18 protein-coding genes are annotated in these 19878 nt (G+C 32.9%); 14 read left to right on the top strand and 4 right to left on the bottom strand.

What is annotated here, in order from left to right; all coding sequences use genetic code 11:
- Positions 1-89 precede the first annotated feature (89 nt).
- The 3 genes from GSY47_RS22775 to GSY47_RS22765 all read left to right on the top strand — a co-directional run bounded on the left by GSY47_RS22775 (position 90) and on the right by GSY47_RS22765 (position 6632).
- Positions 90-1223, top strand: a complete 1134-nt coding sequence (locus GSY47_RS22775; RefSeq protein WP_179004253.1) for a FecR family protein — start codon at positions 90-92, stop codon at positions 1221-1223.
- A gap of 161 nt (positions 1224-1384) precedes the next feature.
- Positions 1385-4771, top strand: a complete 3387-nt coding sequence (locus tag GSY47_RS22770) for a TonB-dependent receptor (RefSeq protein WP_179004255.1) — start codon at positions 1385-1387, stop codon at positions 4769-4771.
- A 4-nt stretch (positions 4772-4775) separates the two neighbouring features.
- Positions 4776-6632, top strand: a complete 1857-nt coding sequence (locus GSY47_RS22765) for a RagB/SusD family nutrient uptake outer membrane protein (RefSeq protein WP_179004257.1) — start codon at positions 4776-4778, stop codon at positions 6630-6632.
- Positions 6633-6853: 221 nt separating this feature from the next.
- On the opposite strand, the gene GSY47_RS22760 is transcribed toward GSY47_RS22765, so the two are convergent.
- Complete coding sequence (locus GSY47_RS22760) at positions 6854-7657, bottom strand: TIGR00266 family protein (protein ID WP_179004258.1); 804 nt, start codon at positions 7655-7657, stop codon at positions 6854-6856.
- Positions 7658-7836: 179 nt separating this feature from the next.
- On the opposite strand from GSY47_RS22760, the gene GSY47_RS22755 reads away from it, so the two are divergent.
- A complete protein-coding gene (locus tag GSY47_RS22755; RefSeq protein ID WP_091494488.1) occupies positions 7837-8190 on the top strand; it encodes a hypothetical protein in 354 nt (117 codons plus the stop codon).
- Positions 8191-8279: 89 nt separating this feature from the next.
- Positions 8280-8798 carry a ferritin gene (locus GSY47_RS22750; RefSeq protein WP_179004260.1) on the top strand — a complete coding sequence of 173 codons (519 nt, stop codon included), beginning with the start codon at positions 8280-8282 and terminating at the stop codon, positions 8796-8798.
- A gap of 632 nt (positions 8799-9430) precedes the next feature.
- Here the strand turns inward: GSY47_RS22750 and GSY47_RS22745 are convergent.
- Positions 9431-10723 carry an aminopeptidase P family protein gene (locus tag GSY47_RS22745; RefSeq protein ID WP_179004262.1) on the bottom strand — a complete coding sequence of 431 codons (1293 nt, stop codon included), beginning with the start codon at positions 10721-10723 and terminating at the stop codon, positions 9431-9433.
- A gap of 533 nt (positions 10724-11256) precedes the next feature.
- On the opposite strand from GSY47_RS22745, the gene GSY47_RS22740 reads away from it, so the two are divergent.
- Positions 11257-12156, top strand: a complete 900-nt coding sequence (locus GSY47_RS22740) for a hypothetical protein (protein ID WP_179004264.1) — start codon at positions 11257-11259, stop codon at positions 12154-12156.
- 103 nt (positions 12157-12259) lie between these two features.
- Here GSY47_RS22740 and GSY47_RS22735 read toward each other — a convergent pair whose 3' ends face one another.
- The gene (locus GSY47_RS22735; RefSeq protein WP_179004265.1) at positions 12260-12664 is read right to left on the bottom strand and encodes a helix-turn-helix domain-containing protein; all 405 of its coding nucleotides are present in this window, start codon (positions 12662-12664) and stop codon (positions 12260-12262) included.
- Between the two features lie 179 nt (positions 12665-12843).
- Between GSY47_RS22735 and GSY47_RS22730 the strand changes: the two genes are divergently transcribed.
- From GSY47_RS22730 to GSY47_RS22695, 8 genes are all read left to right on the top strand, one after another.
- The gene (locus GSY47_RS22730) at positions 12844-13404 is read left to right on the top strand and encodes a hypothetical protein (protein WP_179004267.1); all 561 of its coding nucleotides are present in this window, start codon (positions 12844-12846) and stop codon (positions 13402-13404) included.
- Between the two features lie 14 nt (positions 13405-13418).
- Positions 13419-13856 carry a GNAT family N-acetyltransferase gene (locus GSY47_RS22725; RefSeq protein ID WP_179004269.1) on the top strand — a complete coding sequence of 146 codons (438 nt, stop codon included), beginning with the start codon at positions 13419-13421 and terminating at the stop codon, positions 13854-13856.
- Between the two features lie 183 nt (positions 13857-14039).
- The gene (locus GSY47_RS22720) at positions 14040-14489 is read left to right on the top strand and encodes a GNAT family N-acetyltransferase (RefSeq protein WP_179004271.1); all 450 of its coding nucleotides are present in this window, start codon (positions 14040-14042) and stop codon (positions 14487-14489) included.
- A gap of 2 nt (positions 14490-14491) precedes the next feature.
- Positions 14492-15070 (top strand): hypothetical protein, encoded by a 579-nt coding sequence (locus GSY47_RS22715; RefSeq protein ID WP_246611379.1) that lies wholly within the window; start codon positions 14492-14494, stop codon positions 15068-15070.
- A gap of 36 nt (positions 15071-15106) precedes the next feature.
- On the top strand, positions 15107-15478 hold the full coding sequence (locus tag GSY47_RS22710) for a hypothetical protein (RefSeq protein WP_179004273.1): 372 nt from the start codon (positions 15107-15109) through the stop codon (positions 15476-15478).
- Between the two features lie 79 nt (positions 15479-15557).
- Entirely contained in the window at positions 15558-15740 is a 183-nt protein-coding gene (locus GSY47_RS22705; RefSeq protein ID WP_179004275.1) for a hypothetical protein, read from the top strand.
- A 261-nt stretch (positions 15741-16001) separates the two neighbouring features.
- On the top strand, positions 16002-17360 hold the full coding sequence (locus GSY47_RS22700; protein ID WP_179004276.1) for a hypothetical protein: 1359 nt from the start codon (positions 16002-16004) through the stop codon (positions 17358-17360).
- Positions 17361-17386: 26 nt separating this feature from the next.
- Positions 17387-18121, top strand: a complete 735-nt coding sequence (locus GSY47_RS22695; RefSeq protein ID WP_179004278.1) for an alpha/beta hydrolase — start codon at positions 17387-17389, stop codon at positions 18119-18121.
- A 277-nt stretch (positions 18122-18398) separates the two neighbouring features.
- On the opposite strand, the gene GSY47_RS22690 is transcribed toward GSY47_RS22695, so the two are convergent.
- Positions 18399-19760, bottom strand: a complete 1362-nt coding sequence (locus GSY47_RS22690; protein ID WP_179004280.1) for a hydroxymethylglutaryl-CoA synthase family protein — start codon at positions 19758-19760, stop codon at positions 18399-18401.
- Positions 19761-19878 lie beyond the last annotated feature (118 nt).

The raw sequence follows: 19878 nt of genomic DNA, 5'->3' as shown, positions 1-19878 counted from the left end.
AATGTGTAAAAAAAATCAAAAAATATTGATTTGTTGTCACCCTAAAAATATTTTTTTAGAACATGTAAGAAACACTATTTAAAAAACAAATGACTCCAAATTCAAAATTGATTAACGTCCTAAGGGAAATAAAGTCCAAAGGAAATGTTGATGCTACTACAATAGCATCTTTATCTCCGGAAGAACAGGATTTAATAAAAAACCTTCAAAGTAATGGTTTGCTGGAAGAAGCATTATCGTATGCAGAATTGATAGATACTGATAAAAACTGGGAAGAACTGGAAGAAAAATTAAATGTAAATGAAAAGACAGTTGTAATGAACTGGAGAAAAATTTTTCAATACGCGGCAATCTTTGTTTGTCTTTTAGGTCTGGTTTATCTTTTTCAATATAAAACTGGTAAACAATCCAGGCCAGACATTCCTTCAGATGCCATTCAGTTGGTTTTGGAGAATGGAGATATTCAGGTTTTAAATCCTAACGGAGAACAGCAAATAATTAAGAAAAACGGAGAAGTAGTAGCTTCACAGAAAGAGAATGAAATTAATTATCGTTCGGATAAATTGATAAACAAATTGGTTTACAATGAAATTAAAATTCCTTATGGTAAAACTTTTAAAATAAAACTGTCAGATGGAACATCGGTAAATATGAATGCAGGTTCTTCTTTGAAATATCCGGTTCAGTTTATTAAAGGACAAAATCGGGAAGTTGTTTTAGAAGGAGAAGCTTTTTTTGATGTGGCAAAAGATAAAGCACATCCATTTATTGTAAAAACAAGAGGTGTTGATGTAAAGGTTTTGGGAACAAAATTTAACGTGAGTTCTTACAAGGAAGATACAGATATTAATACAGTTCTAGTAGAAGGTTCAGTTAGTTTATCTGATAAAACGAATAAAAAAGCAATACTGGAACCAGGTGAAAAAGGATCTTGGAATAATGAAAAAAACGAAATCGATATTGATAAAGTAGATACGCGTTTTTACACGGAATGGATAAATGGAGAAATCGTCTTTAGAAAAACAGCATTTAAAGATATTGTGATCAAACTTGAGCGAACTTACAATGTAAAGATTGAAAATAAAAGAGAAGATATTTTAGATAAAAAATTTAATGCCAGTTTCAATAAAAATATTGAAAGTATAGATAAGGTATTAGAAACGATGAGTAAAATAATGGGGTTCACTTATAGAAAAGAAGGGGAACTGATAAAAATAAACTAACTATTTACTAACCAACCAAAAACCAAAATTTATGAAGAGGATGTAATTTTTTTAAAGAAAGATAAGAAGTAAAATCGGAAAATAGTACCAGTATTTTCCGATTTAGTAATGTATTTCAAACGATGTATCGAGATTAAATCATTTAAAATCAATCCAAAATTATGAAAAAAATAATTAAAAGGAATTGGCTCAGTCCTTATTTGCCTGTAATCAGCCTAAGAATGAAACTAACCACACTATTACTGATGCTTTCGTTGATGAGAATTCAAGCGAGCGTCTATTCACAAAATACAAAGCTGACGTTAGATGTAAAAAATACTTCAGTTGAGAAGCTGTTTAATAAAATCGAGTCTGTTTCAGAATACAGATTTCTTTTTGAAAGCAGTATAATTGACTTGAACAGAAAGATTACCCTTAATGTTAAGAAGCAGAAAATCGATGCGATATTAGAAGAAGTATTTAAAGATACTGACATTTCTTATAGTGTAGCCGATCGCCAGATTATATTGGTAAAGAAAAAAAAGAATTTAAATCTACCGGAAAAAAGTATAGTGCTGAATACTATAGTTGAACAAGGCATTGAAATTACAGGAGTTGTAACCGACTCGAGAAATATGCCTGTTCCAGGAGCGAATGTTAATGAAAAAGGAACTAAAAATGGAGTGTCAACCGATTTAGACGGGAAGTTTAGCATTCGCGTAAGCGGCCCAAACAGTGTTTTAGTTTTTTCTTTTATCGGATTTGAGAATAAAGAAGTAACAGTCGGTCAAAGTAAATCTTTGAGTGTGATTTTAAACGAGCAAAATTCGGCACTAAATGAAGTTGTAATCGTAGGTTATGGCGCAGTAAAGAAAAAAGATTTGACAGGAGCTGTAGCAACAGTGAAATCATCTGATATTGTTTTGAGTCCAGTTTTGAGTCCAATGGAAGCACTTCAAGGGAGAGTTTCTGGTTTGGATATTCAACGTGGATCAGGAAAAGCAGGATCTTCTCCAAAAGTTTTATTGAGAGGAAACAGATCTTTGACAGCGAGCCAAGATCCATTGTACATTGTTGACGGAATTCCTTCAAGTATCAACAATTTAAATCCTAATGATATTGAATCTATCGATGTTTTAAAAGATGCTTCCTCTACTGCAATATATGGCTCTTCGGGAGCTAATGGAGTTATTATTGTGACTACTAAAAAAGCAAAAGCTGGAAAAACACAAATTGACTTTAACAGCTATTTCGGATTAAATGGTTTCTCTTCTTTTCCTGCTCCACTTACAGGAGACAAATGGTTGAGTTACAAACGCGACCGATTTTACTTAGACAATGGTTACCAAGCTACTAGTTTAACAGATCTAGGATTAAATGCTTCAGCAATAGCAGCGATTGAAAAAGGACAATATGTAAATTGGATAGATGAAACTTTACAGGTAGGGACACAGCAAAATCATAATCTTTTTATGAGAGGGGGTTCTGAAAAAGTTCAGGGATATTTTTCTTTAGGATATGTTGGAGAAGAAGGAATCTATCAAAATGATAAAGTAAACAGTTTTAATTCCAGAGGAGGAGTTGATCTTAAATTTAGCGATAAATTTAAAACGGGTTTCCAACTGATTTTAAACTATCGTAAAAATAGCAGTACAAATAGTAGAATTAATAAGGCTTACAGCGTTTACCCATTAGGTGTTCCATTTGATGAAAATGGTATTGTGAATCTTTATCCAATAGAAGGAGATCCTAACAATATTAGTATTTTGGCCAATAATTACCCTGGGGCTTTTGCTAATGAATCGTTGAGTTATAACGTACAGTTTAATCCTTATATGGAGTTTGAATTTGCTAAAAATTTGAAATTAAGATCTAATTTAGGGACTCGATTTTCAGGAAGCAGAGCAGGGACTTTTCAAAATAAAAATTCATACAATCTGCTAACGGAAGGTAGAACGGCAAGCGAAGCAACTTATAATAACGAGCTGGCTTATAGTTATATCTGGGAAAATATTTTGAACTATAATTTTAAATTGGGTAAAGATCATGATTTTGGCTTGACAGGAATCACTTCTTGGGCAGACAGCAGATCGGAAGGGGCTTATTTAGGTGGTAACGGAATAGACTACGACGATTTTCAGTTTTATAATATGGGATCGGTAAAAAACCTAACTACACGAATGAATGCTTACAGTCAGTCTAATAGAATGTCATTTGCTGGTCGTTTTAATTATAGTTTTAAAGGAAGATACTTATTTCAATTAACTAATCGTTGGGATGGTGTTTCTCAATTAGCAGACGGAAACAAATGGTCGTCTTTCCCATCTGCATCTTTGGCTTGGCGTATCAGCGATGAAAGCTTTATGCAAGGAACGAGTTCTTGGTTGAATAATTTAAAACTAAGATTAGGTTATGGTGTTTCAGGATCGGCAAATATTGATCCATATTCTAGTTTAACCAGAACAGCAACTAAAACAAGCAGTCTTTCTCTTGGAGGCAGTACAGCTTTACCAATGTATGTGCCTACAGAGCATATTTCGAATCCAGATTTAACTTGGGAACGTTCAACAAATACAAACTTAGGTTTGGATGTTTCGGTATTGCATAACAGAGTCGATCTTGTAGCAGAATATTATTGGACCAATACAGATGGTATTTTATGGGATCGTCGTCTGCCAACCAGTTCAGGTGGTTATGATGCTAAAACACCTTATAAAAAGACTTCTAATATTGCTAGTTCTCAAAATAGAGGTTTTGAACTTTCTATCAATACTAGAAATATTGATACCGAAAACTTCAAATGGAATACATCTTTTACTTACACGCACGCTACAGAAAAGTTGACGAACATTGATTTAGGAAATTTAACGGTTGCCGAATTAATTTCAGAAGGTCTTTTCATTGGACAGACTCCAGCTGCAGGAGGCGTATTTTATGATTATAAAAAAATAGGAATCTGGCAATTGGGTCAAGAAACTGAGGCTGCTTTGTATGGTGCTAAACCGGGAGATATAAAATTGCAAACAGTTCCACAAGTTGATGCTAATGGAGTATCGGATAATGGTGTACACGTTTATTCTACAAAAGACAGAATGATCGTAGGAAACAATGTTCCAGATTATTTCTTTGGTTTTCAAAACACATTCAAATACAAGAATTTTGATTGTACGGTATTTGTAAACGGAAGATATGGCGGTATGATGCGTGCTCAGGTTTTAGGATATTGGAACAAAGAAGCACAACCAGAAACGTATAGTTATTGGACACAAGACAATCCGACAAACGATTTTCCTAGACCGGGCGGTAGTTTTAATACGCAGTTTCAATCTTCATTAGAGTTGGTGGATGCTTCTTACATCAAAATCAAAAATATTACTTTGGGATATTCGATGCCAGAAGATTTCCTTAAAAGAACAGGAATAAGTTCGCTGAGACTTTATGCAACGTCTTACAATCCTTTTGTTTTTAGCCGAAGCCATTTGTTGAAAAATGTAGATCCAGAAAGTGGAGGGTCAGATTCGTTCCCATTATTTAAACAAGTTGTTTTTGGTCTTAATTTATCATTATAATAGTATGAAAAAGTATATCAATATAAAATCAGTAATTGTCTTAATGTCTTTGATGGTTGGATTGCAATCATGCAGTTTAGACGAAAAAAATCTTACCACTGTTTCTTTGGATAAATCCTATAGCGAAAGACCTGGATTTGAAGGATTAATTAACAGCTGCTACGAGAATCTTTATTTTCTTCACGGAAAGGTAGATTATATAGCGCCTACAGAAGCTGGAACAGATTCTTGGGAAAATGTAAGTACTAGCGGAATTGGTTATGCACAATATGCTAGTCAATTAAACCCAGACGATGGAAACATAAAAGTAATTTGGGGAACAGCATACACAACTATCAATCTTTGCAATACGGCAATTTATTATGCAAAAGATGTAAAAGGGTATTCTTCTACAGAGGAAATGAATTCAAAATTAGCCGAAGCTTATTTTCTAAGAGCTTTTAGTAATTTCATATTAGTAGAGCAATTTGGTGGCGTGGTTTTAAGAACAAAATCATCGATTATTGAAGGAGCAGATAATGCACCGGTTCGAAGCTCTGAGAAAGAGTTTTACGATTTGATTATTGAAGATTTGAAATTTGCCTGTGCACATCTTCCAGTTCAACAGACTTTACAAGGAAGAGTAGCTAAAAAAGCAGCGTATGGTTTATTAGCGAAAGTATATCTGCAGCGAACAAGATTAGGAGATGTTTCAGAATATGCTAAATTGGCTTTGGAGACCGCTGAAGAATTAATCAATAACGCCACAAAATACAATACAGCTTTATATTTAAGTGATAATACTAAATCAGGATTCAGCAAATTGTGGGATGGGAACAATAACAAGAAAAACACAGAATTCCTGTTCACACAGGGAATCGATCCAGGCGGACTTAATCCTGAAGGCTACAACAGAGGAAGAACAAGACAGTATTATTTGCCTGATTTAGCAACAAGAGGTGCTGAGTGGGGAGCTGGAGCAACCAGTATTCTGTACGGAAGAGCGAATAGCCGAATGCTAAGACCAAGTAAATATTTATTGACAGAAGTTTTTTCGCCAGTGCCATCGCCAGCAGATACTCGTTTTGCAGAAACGTTTACCTTTAAGTTTTATGCAGCAGCTAATAAAACGATTACACAGACAATGGCTACAGCTTACAAAAAAGATCCTTCTGTAGTAGGTTACACCATTAAAAATACTTTAGCACAGGCAATTCCATCGGTTAATTTTTATTCTCAAAGAATAGAGGAACAAATTAACATGAATAATGATGAAGGGTTGGCTGTTTTTACTCCAAATTGGAATATCGATCCTGTGGTTAAAAGTAAAATGCCTGTTTTGGTAGCTGATCCAAGTGATATTTTTGAGCCTGGAACTAATAAATATAAAGATCCAGCAATGTATCCGAACGACCCAAATTTGATTAATATTTTTCCCGCAATGCGAAAATTCTCCGCAGCATTGTACTGTCAAAGTAATCAATATTGGTTAGGAGATATTCCAATAATTCGTTTGGGAGAAGTGTATTTGATTGCAGCGGAAGCCGCTATTTTAAATAGTGATCAAAGTAAAGCTTCGACTTATGTAAATACTTTAAGAAAAAGAGCCGCTTTGACATCAAGAGAAAATGAAATGTTAGTGTCAAGCGGTCAGATGAATATTGATTTTATTTTAAAAGAAAGAGCAAGAGAATTATCTGGCGAACATACAAGATGGATTGATTTGAAACGTACAGGAAAGTTAACCAAAACCTATCTAGATCAGACGAATCCAATTGCTGGGACAAATTTTGTTGACGGTAAACATATCGTTAGACCAATTCCGAGGTCATTTTTGGATGCTATTTCAAATGCCAAAGAATTTGGGAATAATGGATATTAAGTGCACTTTTGGTTAGGTGTTAGGGATGGGCAGTTCGAAAGAACTGCCCTTTTTTATATAGATTCGTTCTAATTGAAATAATTGTCAACATATAAAAAATAAGCAATGAAAAATTTATAAAGTAATTTATTAGTGAAATTAAAAAGACAAAGAAATTAGTGATAATTTGTGCAATTCGTGGCTAAAAAAAAGGCTCACATTTCTGTAAGCCATTCTATAAACTAAAATCGGTTGTCGCCATCTAAAAGATTTCCTAATCCGCCAAGCAAACTTCCTTCGTCACGACTGTTTCCACCAGATCTAGGTGCCGATGCAATGATTCTGTCAGCCAATCTTGAGAAAGGCAACGACTGGATGTAAACTGTTCCAGGGCCTTTTAAAGTCGCATAAAATAAACCTTCACCACCAAAAATTGAATTCTTGATCCCGTCAATAAATTCAATATCATAATCGACATCTTTGGTAAAACCAATAATGCATCCTGTATCTACTTTTAGAACCTCCCCGTGACCTAATACTTTTTTTGCCATTGTTCCTCCTGAATGTACAAATGCCATTCCGTCTCCTTCAATTTTCTGCATGATGAAACCTTCACCGCCAAATAAACCACGTCCTAGTTTTTGAGAAAATTCTATTCCAACAGAAACACCTTTGGCAGCGCATAAGAATGAACTTTTTTGACAGATAAATTTGCCTTGAAATTCAGTTAAATCAATCGGAAGAATTTTTCCGGGATAAGGCGATGCGAATGAAACTTTACTTTTACTATTACCTTGGTTTAAAAATGCTGTCATAAACAAGCTTTCGCCGGTAAGTACTCTTTTTCCGGCGCTTAAAAGTTTGCCAAACAAACCTGAACCTTGTTGTTGAGAACCATCTCCAAAAATGGTTTCCATCTGGATATTGTTTTCCATCATCATAAAACTGCCAGCTTCGGCAATAACAATTTCCTGCGGATCTAATTCTATCTCCACATACTGCATTTCTTCTCCAAAAATCTGATAATCTATTTCGTGCGCTTGCATAATTTCTTAGTTATTTGTTTTCAAAATTAGACTCAAGACGCCTTAGAATGTTACAGTTTTTAGTGTACTTCGGCTATTTTTAAATAGATTAACAATTTTTGTTATTTTAAATTAGTCTTAATTATGTGTTTAATTACTTTAAATTATATATTTTTGCACCGTTATCATATTTTATCAGAATGTTAGTTAGTGATTTGACCACCAAAGTATTATTTGAAACCGAAAAAGGATATAGTTATCAATGTGATTTGACCAATAGTATAATCATCAATTTTGTTGATACTGTGTCAAGTTATAAGATTCAAGATTTTTTGATTTTTCAAAGAAAGGTGAATAGTGTTGACATTTTGAATATGCTTTATGATTTATCAGATCAGTCAGATGCACAGCTGATCGAAACTACCAAAAGAAATTTTTCCAGAAATCTTACCATCTGCGAAATCGTGCAACTAAGAGATTTACTAAACGGTACTAAATTTACCCTTAATTTACATTCTATGCTTTGTAATATGGTAAATGTGGAGCTTATTTAGATTCTTACTTAGATTAAATCCAAATTTTCAGGCAGTTAGGGCTGTCTCCTTTAATTTTAGTAATTTTACACCTATAAAAATTAAAGGTTATGAAAGATTTACTAAGAACACGTACTTCATTAGTTGAAGGTGTAGAAAATATATTGAACTTACAGGCAAAATTAGAAAGCGATGCTTCTAACAAATATTTAGCTATGGCTGCATGGTTAGATAGAAACGGTTATGCAAATACAGCATCTTATTTGTACAAGCAAGCCGAAGAAGAAAGAGAGCATTTTCTAAAAGTTTTCAAATATATTACAGATATGGGAGGGATTGCAGTTACGCCATCTATTCCAGAAGTGCAGCAAGAATTTGCTTCTTTGAGAGAAGTATTTGAAATTGCTTTGCAAAACGAAATTGCAGTTACTCAAGCAATCAATAAAGTAATCGCAAAATGTAGAGCTGAAAATGACTATGCTACAGAAGATTTTATGATGTGGTATGTAGCTGAGCAAAGAGAAGAAGAGAAAAACGCAAGAAGAGCTTTAGAGCTTTTTGACTTGATTGATGAAAACGAAGCTGCAGGTAAATTCCAATTGGATGTGCAGATTTCAAAAATCGGATAATAACCGATTTATAAAATTAAAAAAGCCCTTAATATTTTTATTAAGGGCTTTTTTTATGTCTATTCATTCATCAGCTTTTAATCAGGTTAGGCTTCGGAGAAGCCAGATATTTATAGAAATTCTATTTATTGTAAACGATAAAGCTCCAGCGGAGCTAAAAACCGCAAATTACGCAAATTCACACAAATTAATTTGCGAAAATTTGTGCAATTTGTGGTTATAATTAAGTTTACCAACCTCGTTGACTTTCAGTTATAAGTGGTTTATTCATCAAGTATTCTCCAATCTCTTTGATTTTAGAAAATCAGCTTCGGAGAAGCCAGATTATTTATAGAAAATTTATTTATTAGAACCGATAAAGCTCCAGAGGAGCGACATGTAGTTTTTTATATTCTTAATGGATAATGCAATAAATCGATTGGTAACGCGGATAAAGCAGATTTACTTCGTAAAAACGCGGATTAAAACGGATTGTCTATATAAATTTTTAGTTAGATTATTAAAAATCCGTTTTAATCCGCGTCTTCGCGTTAGCGAATCCGTACAATCTGCGTCTGATTAGGCGGGTTTTCAAGAAATATCAATATAAAAAAAAGGCTGTTCAAAAAATTATTGGACAGCCTCTTTTTTATTTATTCATTCATTAAAGTTTCAATCTCGTCAGCTTCAACTGGAATGTTTCGCATTAAGTTGAACGGTTCTCCTTTTTCCTGAACCACAACGTTATCCTCCAAACGGATTCCGAATTTTTCTGCCGGAATATAGATTCCCGGCTCAACCGTGAAAACCATATTCGCTTTCATTGGTTCGTGAAGCAATCCGTAATCGTGCGTGTCCAATCCCATGTGGTGAGAAGTTCCGTGCATGAAATATTTTTTGTAAGCAGGCCATTCCGGATTTTCGTTCTGAACATCGGCTTTGTCTAATAAACCTAAACCAAGTAATTCAGAAGTCATGATTTTACCTACTTCAATATGATATTGTTTCCAAAGTGTTCCTGGCGTAAGCATTTTTGTAGCCTCGTTTTTAACTCTTAAAACCGCATTGTAAACCGCTTTTTGTCTTTCAGAGAATCTTCCTGAAACAGGAATCGTTCTGGTCATATCGCTTGAATAATTTGCATATTCTGCTGCAACGTCTAATAATAACAAATCACCTTCTTTACATTGCTGATTGTTTTCGATATAATGCAAAACATTCGCATTGTTTCCAGAAGCGATAATCGGTGTATAAGCAAAACCTTTAGAACGGTTGCGGATGAATTCGTGTGCCAGTTCCGCTTCCACTTCATATTCTGTAACGTTTGGTTTTACGAATCCTAATAATCTTCGGAAACCTTTCTCTGTAATATCACAAGCATGCTGAATCAAATCGATTTCTTCGCTTTCTTTTACAGAACGAAGTCTTTGTAAAATTGGGTTGCTTTTTGCAACGTTATGCGCTGGATAACGCTCTTTCCACCATTTTACAAAACGAGCTTCACGAGTTTCAGTTTCGACTGATGCGCGGTAATGTTCGTTGGTATTGATGTACATCGTATCAGCGTACGTCATCATTTCGTTCAAAACTTTATGAAAATCTTGTAACCAATACACCGTTCTAATTCCCGAAACCTGAAAAGCGCGTTCTTTAGTCAGTTTTTCGCCTTCCCAAACTGCAATATGATCGTTGGTTTCTCTTAAAAAAAGTATTTCTCTTTGGTGCTCACAAGGCGCATCCGGAAACAAAAGCAAAACACTTTCTTCCTGATCTACACCGCTCAGATAAAAAATATCTCTGTGTTGTGCAAACGGTAAAGTACTGTCGGCACTAACTGGATAAATGTCGTTTGAGTTGAATACTGCAACAGAATTAGGTTTCATTTCAGCCATGAACTTTCTGCGGTTTTTTACAAAAAGAGCGCTGTTTATTTGATGATATTTCATAATTATTTCGTTTTTGAACTTCGAATTTTCAAAATTAATGATTTTTGAAGAAGTGGCGTATAATAGATTTATTAAAGTTTTCTTATTTGTTTTGGTTTTGCCACGAAGGCGCTAAGGCACGAAGTTTTTTTACATAGTATTGTCATCTCGACGAAGGAGAGATCACACTCGGAATTCTACAAAGATTGGCGATTTTGTCTCACGCAGATTTAGCAGATTTAGCAGATTTTTTCTTTTCAAAGTCATAGTTAACCATAATCTTGTCATTTCGAAGAAGGAAACTCGAGCGATAGCGAACTGGGAAGCAATCATACTCGAAACTCCACAAAGATTGAAAAATCTCAGCATCTTAAATAATGGCGTGCCCCTCCGGGTCGGGCTATCGGCTATATCTTTTACTCCGCTCCGCTTCATAAAAGGCTCTATTCCTCACGCAAACTCGGTTTCATAAGAAGTTTCGTTTAGGAAATGAGTCTTAAATTGCATTAATTTGTATATCGTTGTTTTGAGAAAAACCAGTAAAACTTACATTAATGATTAAAAAAGTAATAAATAGGGTTCTAAATAAACGAAAGTCAATCTACATTGCAGAAACACAAATTCGGTTTAATGGAGAGAAATATTATGAAGATATAATTGAGACACAAATTACGAATAAAGAAACGGTAATAGGTTTAGGCAGAGGTATTGAATTGGTTTTTGAAAATGGTAAGCCTTCAAAAGCATATCAATATTATGAAGAAATGAAGGGATTGACTGTTTATTCCCGGATTAAAGAGCGAGAACTGCAATCTGATGAAACTCAATACAAATTACCAGTTTTTAAAATTAATTATATTCTCAAATTTCACGAAAACCCAAATGGATTTCATCAATTAGGAGGTGATTTTTCGGATGAATTCAAGTGTCCAAGTAATAATTGCTGTATTCCTTTTCAATATTTAGGATTTATTAATAATGAAGATGATAATTTTAAATGGTTACCGTTTAAAATACATTTAACTTGTCCTTTATATTTGAATTTTGAGGAAATTTTTCTTGATTATTCGGACCATACATTTCCGGTTATTTTAAATTTAGAAGATGTCGAGACTTGTGAAACATCTTTTAACGAGGTTAAAAAAGATTCGGTTATAATTTTTGAAGAGCAAAGATTTGATTTTAAAAAAAGTGTTGAGTATTCTGGTAATATAGATTCAGGAATGCCAAATTGGATGCAGGGACAATATATTCCTACTTGTCCAAAATCCGGAAGAAAAATGAAATTTTTATGTCAATTGCACAATGGCTCAAAAATGAAAAGTTCTACTATAGTTCCTGAAAACGATTGGAATAAAAATTATTTTGAAGAATTAAATTTTTGCGGAGGAGATCTTTATGTTTTTTTTGAGCCAATATCAAAGGTTGCTTGTTATTTTATTCAATATACTTAATAACTTAAATTTTCAATTCATTTCATTAACAATATGAAAAACATAAAAAAAACCGAAGCTTTCAATAAGGAAGCTTCGGTTTTTCTTTTATAAAAATAAATCTTTATTTCTTATCAAGCAATTTCTCCAAATAAGAAGCTTTCTCTCTTTCTATTTGAATCAATCTTTCATAAAGTTTCTCATTCTTATCAATAGCTTCCAAAAGCTTATCCAACGGATTAAAAGTACAATTATAGTTTTTTATAGAAGAAGAATCATCATTATAAGTATTTCCAATAATATTAAAAACAGCATCTTCAGAAAAGTTTTTTATAGCTTCGGGTGTAACTCCTAAAGCAAGTGCAATTTTGTTTAGTTTTTCTTCATCAACACTTTCGCTTCCTTCAATAATCGAGATCGATTGCTGGTTTGTACCGATTGCAATAGCAAGCGCTTCCTGCTTCATATCTCTCAGTTCTCTAATTCGGCTAATGTTTCTGCCGATATGTTTTGGTTTTACTGTGCTCATGATTCAAAGATATTTAAAATTCTTTTACCTTATTTAGTTTATGTAGAAAACAAGACGGAGTTTGTGTGATACATTTTGCAAATAGTTTTCTGTGTTTAAAAATACAATTTTTCTGACTATTGAATAGGTTTTGAATTTAGAATTGTGTAATCTTGAGGGAGCAAATTTTTTAATAAGAAATGAAATTAAGTACAGATGTTAAATATTTAACAGTCAAACAAAGTGCCATTTTTTTATTGGTTTCGCTTTTCTTAGTTTGGGTCTGGATGTTTTTAGCGGCAAAATATGATAGAGAAAACGATCGTGGATTAACGACTGGTTTTGGTTTTATGGTTATTCTGTCTTTTATTTTAGTGGGATTTTTTGCGAAACAAAAATCAGGACAATATTTGGCAACATTCTTTTATTTGTTTTTTGGCGGATTTACTGTTTTTATATTAACATTGGTACTTGGATCTGCTATGTCGGCTATTATAAAAGCCAGTTGGGCATGGTTTGTAGTTCCATTAGTTTCAATAACAATTTTGACTTATTTTATTCTTAGAAGATTGTTTTCTTTTCCTGATAATTTTGTTGCTTTTTGGGTATTATTCTCCCTTCCAATTTTAACAGCTATTGTTTTGAAATTACTGCCTTTTTACAAAGGTATTTCGCAACATGAATTAGGAATTGGATTTCCGATTTCAATATATCTTAGTTTTGTTTTTATAGCAATTACAATACTTTGCAGAGAAATCTAAAACATTGTGACATTATGAAGTTTAATATTAAAATCAGAAAAATCCAAAATAAAGACCTAGACTTCGTTTACAAAGCAATTTGTGAGTTAGAGAATGAAATTTTAAATGTTGAAATTTTCAAAGCAATATTCAATGAAAATATTTCAAACCCAAAAAATCTGTATCTAATTGCCGAAAACGAAATAGAAGGTTTAGGTTTTATTAGCTTTCACACCCAAAATCTTCTGCATCATTGCGGATTGGTTGGCGAAATACAAGAATTTTTTATTCATCAAAAGTATCGTGGCCAAGGTGTTGGAAGGTTGTTACTAAATGAGATTTTAAATTTTGCAGAACAAAATAATCTAAAAAGCATCGAAGTAACCACAAATAAAAAGCGAGTAGAAAATGTGGCGATTTATGAAAACCTTGGTTTTACTTTGAGTCATAATAAGTTTACGATTTATAAATAATTGGGATGTTTTTTAACCGCAAAGCTCGCAAAGGTTTAAGCAAAGTTCGCAAGGTTTTGTGTTCAAAGCTTTGCGAACTTTGCGCTTATCCAGCATAACTTAAGATTGAAAATTCTTTGCTCCCGATAGCTATCGGGATTGCGGTTAAATTTTAAAGATGCCTAAAAACTTATTTTCAAACTAATGACACTAGAAAAAGCTAACATAACCGACAACGAAATCCTAACTTCAATAACCAAAAAGTCAAAAGCCTATTGGGGATATTCTGAAGAACAAATTCAGAAATGGGATAAAAATCTAACCATTTCTCAAGATTACATTAGGGATCATAACGTTTTTAAATTGGTCGATAATGAGTTAATTCTTGGATATTATTCTTATGTTTTCAAAGATGAAAAAGTAATCGAACTCGATAATTTATTTATATTACCAGAATATATTGGAAAAGGATTTGGAAAATATTTAGTTCTCGATTTTTTAAACCAAATAAAAGAAGAAAAAATAGAAAGAATAATTCTCGATTCAGAACCAAATGCTGAGAATTTTTATGTGAAAATGGGATTTATAAAAATTGGAGAATTCGAAACGTCTATAAAAGGTCGATTTATGCCTATTATGGAAATGAAACTTTAAAAATGAACGGAATTAAAATTATGAATACAAAACAACGCTGCCTAATAGGATTAGTATTTTTTCTAATCAGTTATTTATTCTTTTCTAAACTATTGCCAAGTTTAAGCGAATCGATAGATTTTGCACATTGTTTTAATTTAATAGGCGCCTGTTTTTTATTGTCTTTTAATGATGCATTTCCAAAAACAAAGATGAATAAAGTAGGTTCTGTTTTAACAACTTTAGGTGTTGTTGCGCATATCGGGCTTTGTACAATCGATTTTATCATGTCGAGTTACGGAAATAACGAAATCGAAAAAGCGGAACTAAGCCAGCATATTAGCAATTCTCCATTGCTTTTTTATCCATTTATAGCTGTTGGGCCTTCTTTGCTTTTTCTTGGTTTGGCGCTTCATGCCTTTACTTTTATAAAAACAGAAACTCTAAAATCTTTAATGGTAATAATTGGTGCGGTTGCTGTTGGAGTTTCCTTTTTTGCTTTGAAAAACGGTGTTTTGATGGTTTTAAGTTGTGCGGTTTTTGTTTTAGGATTGGGATTGTTGCTTTATAAAAATCAAACCGAAAAATTACTGAACAAATAAAATTTGTATTTTCGTTCCATAATTAAAACTTAAAGATTGAAAAAACACATAAGATACCTAATTGCACTCTTTCTGGCTTTTGTCGTGATGGCGGGCGATGGTACTTTATATTCTCAATCTAAATCGGCAGAATATTATCAATCTTCATTTGGAGTTTCAAGAAGGGAATTGGATCTTAAAATTTCTCGTTTCTATAAATTCGGGCAGGTTGTTTCTTGGAATCAAATACGATTTTCAATTGTTTTAAATTTTCTAAATGTTGAAAATGTCTTTACTTTTCAAATCAAGAAACTGCTCAAATTACTAAATCTGCTTCATCAGGAACTAATATCATTTATAAATCAATCTGTTTTTATAAATGACATAATCACTTCAAGACATTTTAGTAAAAGTTTATACACCGCTTAAGAAAATTAATTTCTGAGGCTTTATGCTGTCTCAAAGCATAAGATGAAATAATAATGTCTAATCATTTATCATTTTCCAAATGTATAAACAAAACAAACAAACACGTTTGGAGCAATCCAAGCCACCGCTTCTTCATTGGATAAAAAGAAAATTTATAATTATCATAACGGCCTTTATGTTAGGAATGGCCAACGGAATGCACAAGGAAGACAACCGAATTAAAGGAAATCAAAATTATACGGAACAGCATAAGAAGGATTGATTTTTTGTTGTTTAACCGCAATCCCGATAGCTATCGGGATTGCGGTTAAATTTTAAAAAACATAAAAACAAAACAACAAGCAGGAATAAAGCTTTATTTCACAATAAATTATTTTGCTATTTCTTACGCACGCATTCCAAAAGGTTATATTTTTGAGAAATTTCTTATGTTGCCGAATGAGGTTCAGATAGATGTTTTTGTCCGTGCAAAAGAGATTGCTAAAATTTAAATGAAGTAAAAAATATATAATTAAACACAATAATGATAAAGTCTTATAAAACAATATTAATAATTCAAATTATAGTAATCCTGATTGGCAGTTTTGTGCTTCATGATTTTCATTACACAAACGATTTTAATCGACTTCCAACAACTATTGTTTTATTGATTGGTTCATCAGTTTTAATTTTATTGATGTTTTCAGTACTGATTCAAATGTTGATTGCGGGTATTTTCTATTCCAATTCAACAATTGTTGAGGGAAGCAAGAATGTAGCAAATGATAAATTTTGGAGAAATTCCTTTTCTATTAATCTCGGTTTTGGAATTCTAGCTTTTATAGTTTCTATTGTGGCAATTGTTTCAGATCTGGATTTAGCAATTCCGGGATATGACTCTAGTGATCGATTTTTTATTTCCTTAGCAATTTTAATCATCTCCAGTTTGCTAATTAGCCTTTTACTGCATATAAAAAAATCGGTTAATGAAATAACAAAGCTGTTAGGATTTTTAATGATTTTGATTTCTGTAATTGTTTTTGCAGGATCATTATTTGTGGCTTCGACTAACGCATTGATGGTAAAATCCTATAATCGTGACAGTTTATATGGGATTTTGAAAAATTTATTTGGAGAAGATGTCGAAACTCCTTCAAATGAAAAAAAGGTTACAAAAGTGGTAGTTCCTGTAAAAGTAGAAAGTAAGAATGATGAAAACGAATCAGATTACGATTACTACGGATTTAGTAAAATGAGTTTTCCGGATCTTGAAACAGGAGATTATTTTATGGAGCTTTTTGATGAATCCTATACCAAATCAAAGGTTCAGGAGCTTTTCGGATTTTTTTTATCTGATTTCTTGAGTTTGGACAAAAAGGAATCGATTTGCTATTTGAGAGGCTCAATAGAATCAGGTTTTTATTCTTATAGATATGACGATTTGGCGGCGGTTGATAAAATGATTGGGCGAAACCCTGAATCAATTCAAAAAACATTTGATAGCTATAGTTCTTTGATTTATGCTTTTATTTCAGATGAAACCTATTACGATTCCAATCTAAATGTTATTATAGATATTTTGATTGAAAGTCATAACGATCTTTATAGGACTGAAAATCCAGAAGAGGCTTTAAATAAAATCTATAAAATAATGGTTTTAGGAAAAAACACACAGTATCCTGATTTTCATTATGAAGAACTCAGCAAGTTTGCTTCGAAAAAGGTGCTGCATTTAATTAAACAAAATACAAAAGGCGATCCAGATCCTGATTACAGCATAAAAGTGAGTACATTTTGGGTTTACAGTTTTTGGGCAAGAAGATACAAGGAAAATAATATTGACGTTGTATTTGATATTCTTCAAGAAATTAAACAACATTATAAAGTTGATGACGCTGAATAATTTTCATTAAAAAACATCAGTTGAATATGAAAACAAAAAAATGGAAGCTGAAGAAAATTTTAAAGACAATATGGATCTTGGCAGGTTTGCTATTTACAATTTGGCTGTTTTATTCTTATGAATCTGATGGTGTAGATAAATCTTTTTTACAAACTAACAATTTGGTTAAAGTAAAAGGTACTTCTGATTATTATTTATTTGAGCCTAAAAAAGAATTTAAAAACGTTGTAATCTTTTATCCTGGAGCAATGGTGGAAGCAGAAGCTTATGTGCCGCTGTGTCGCAGATTGGCGGATAAAAATATAAAGGTTTATTTGATCAAAATGCCTTGGCGACTTGCATCAAAAGGGTATAACAAACCTAAAGATTTACATCTTTTTGAAGATACTTCGAAAAACTATATTCTTGCTGGACATTCACAGGGCGGAAAAATGGCTGCGCAATTTGTTTATGAAAACCCTAAATTGATTGATAAGTTGATATTAATAGGAACTTCGCATCCCAGAGATATTTCTCTTGCAGCGATTGAGATTCCAGTTTTGAAAATTTACGGTTCAAAAGACGGAGTTGCAGATGAAGGATCTATTTTGGAAAACAAATCGAAGTTACCTCAAGGAACAAAGTTTCAGCGGATAGAAGGAGCAAACCATTGCCAGTTTGGTTATTATGGATTTCAGTTGGGAGACGATAAAGCCGATATCAGTAGAGAACAACAGCAGAAAGAAACTTTAGATGCAATGGTTTCTTTTATACAGGAATAAGGGTTTTCTAATTAGGGAATTAGTCAATGTATTAATTTCATAATTGGAGAATTTTTTTTACTCAATCTTGTCATTTCGACGAAGGAGAAATCTCCGCAAGTAACTCTACAAAGATTGGTGATTTTGCATGTCGATTTTCGAGTGCGATTTGCTTCGCCTGTTCGCTATCGCTCGAGTCTCGTTCCGAAAAGACAAACTATGTGGGCATAAAAACAAAAACCGAAGCAAATACTTCGGTTTTCTATTTATTGGAATTTGGGATTTAAAAATTGGAATTTTAATCCACCCATTTATAATATCTCGCTCCAATCAAAACAGGAACTTCTTTTTCGATTCTGTCTAAAACCCATTCGTTTTTAGGAGTTCTAACGCTTTGTTGTTGTTCTTTTTTATGAAGACTTTCATAAGTGTTGAAATCAATCTCTACGCTTTCGGCTAAATTTTCAAAAAGCTTCACATTCTCTAAAGCCGATTTCCATTCTGGTTGAATAGTTCCTTCAAAAACTTTCGATTTCGATCCGCTTCCATAAGCTAGGAAACCGAATTTAGTTCCTGAAACTTCTTTTTTAGTATCATAAAAATGAGCCAAAGTCGATAATAATCCCATGAAAATAGAGCCTGTATAAAGGTTTCCAATTAATGAAGAAGCCAATTCGGCAGGTTGTAATTTTTCCGTTACAAAACTTCTGTAATCATCCGATTTTGCTACTTCTTTAATTTTTGTTTGATAATCTGCTGGCGCAATATTATCAGCGATAATTTTTTCGGCACTATCTAAGGCATAAATTTCAGATAACATTCTTCTTCCCTGGAAAGAATAAGGTAGATGCATCACGATACTATGCCAAGTGTTGTATAAAGTTTCGGTAGTATTTTTTAATTTTTTGAATGAAAAGTAAGCATTTCGCGTACGATCCATATAACATTGATTTGAATATTGTCCGTCAAAAACCGGCTGATCTTTGTGGATTTCGATTTCGGCTTCTAAATTATCAAACCAAGAATCGTTGTTGTTGTTTTGGGTAATTTCTTCTTTAGATATAGTTCTATATGGTTTAAAGAAATCGAAAACGCCTTTTGTGCTTGTTGCCCAATTATTATCAAAAGCAATAATTTTGGGGTCTGCAGTAATTAACATCGCAACAGCTCCAGCGCCTTGTGTGTATTCTCCGCCAGAATTTAAATCGTATTTTGCAAAATCTGAAGTAACGACGATGGCTTTTTTAGTTGGATTCAATTTTACAAAATCTAGGCAGTTTTGCATCGCATCAACTCCTCCAATACAAGCAAAAGTAAAGTCAACTACATCACATTCTGCTAATGAATTTTCGCCAAATTTCTGCTCCATTAAGCTGATTAGATAAGAAGCGATTGGTTTGGAACTGTCAATGCCACTTTCGGTACCAACATAAATTCGGCTGATTTCTTTTAAGTCAATTTTATTGTCAATGATGAGCTTGGTTAAAGCGTTTGCTCCAAAAACAACTGCGTCCTGATGAACGTCTGGGAAAGTCATTTTCAATAAGCCAAGACCTTTTTCTAATTTTTCGGGTTCTATATTTCTGGCTACAGCCAAAGTTTTTATGGGTAAATGTATGTTTGCTACGTCGAAAGAAATAGCATCAATTCCTGTTTTCATTAGTAAATTTTTGAGCGGCTAAAGGTAAAACTATGTTGTGGAATGACAATTTTTTACCTAGACAAAATTTATGTGCGATGAAACTTTTAAAGAAAACAAATCAAAACTTTGAATAAAA

The organism is Flavobacterium quisquiliarum (assembly GCF_019308285.1).
GTDB lineage: Bacteria > Bacteroidota > Bacteroidia > Flavobacteriales > Flavobacteriaceae > Flavobacterium > Flavobacterium quisquiliarum.
The sequence above is the reverse complement of the archived record's forward strand: the minus strand, read 5'-3'. Positions and strand labels throughout refer to the sequence as shown.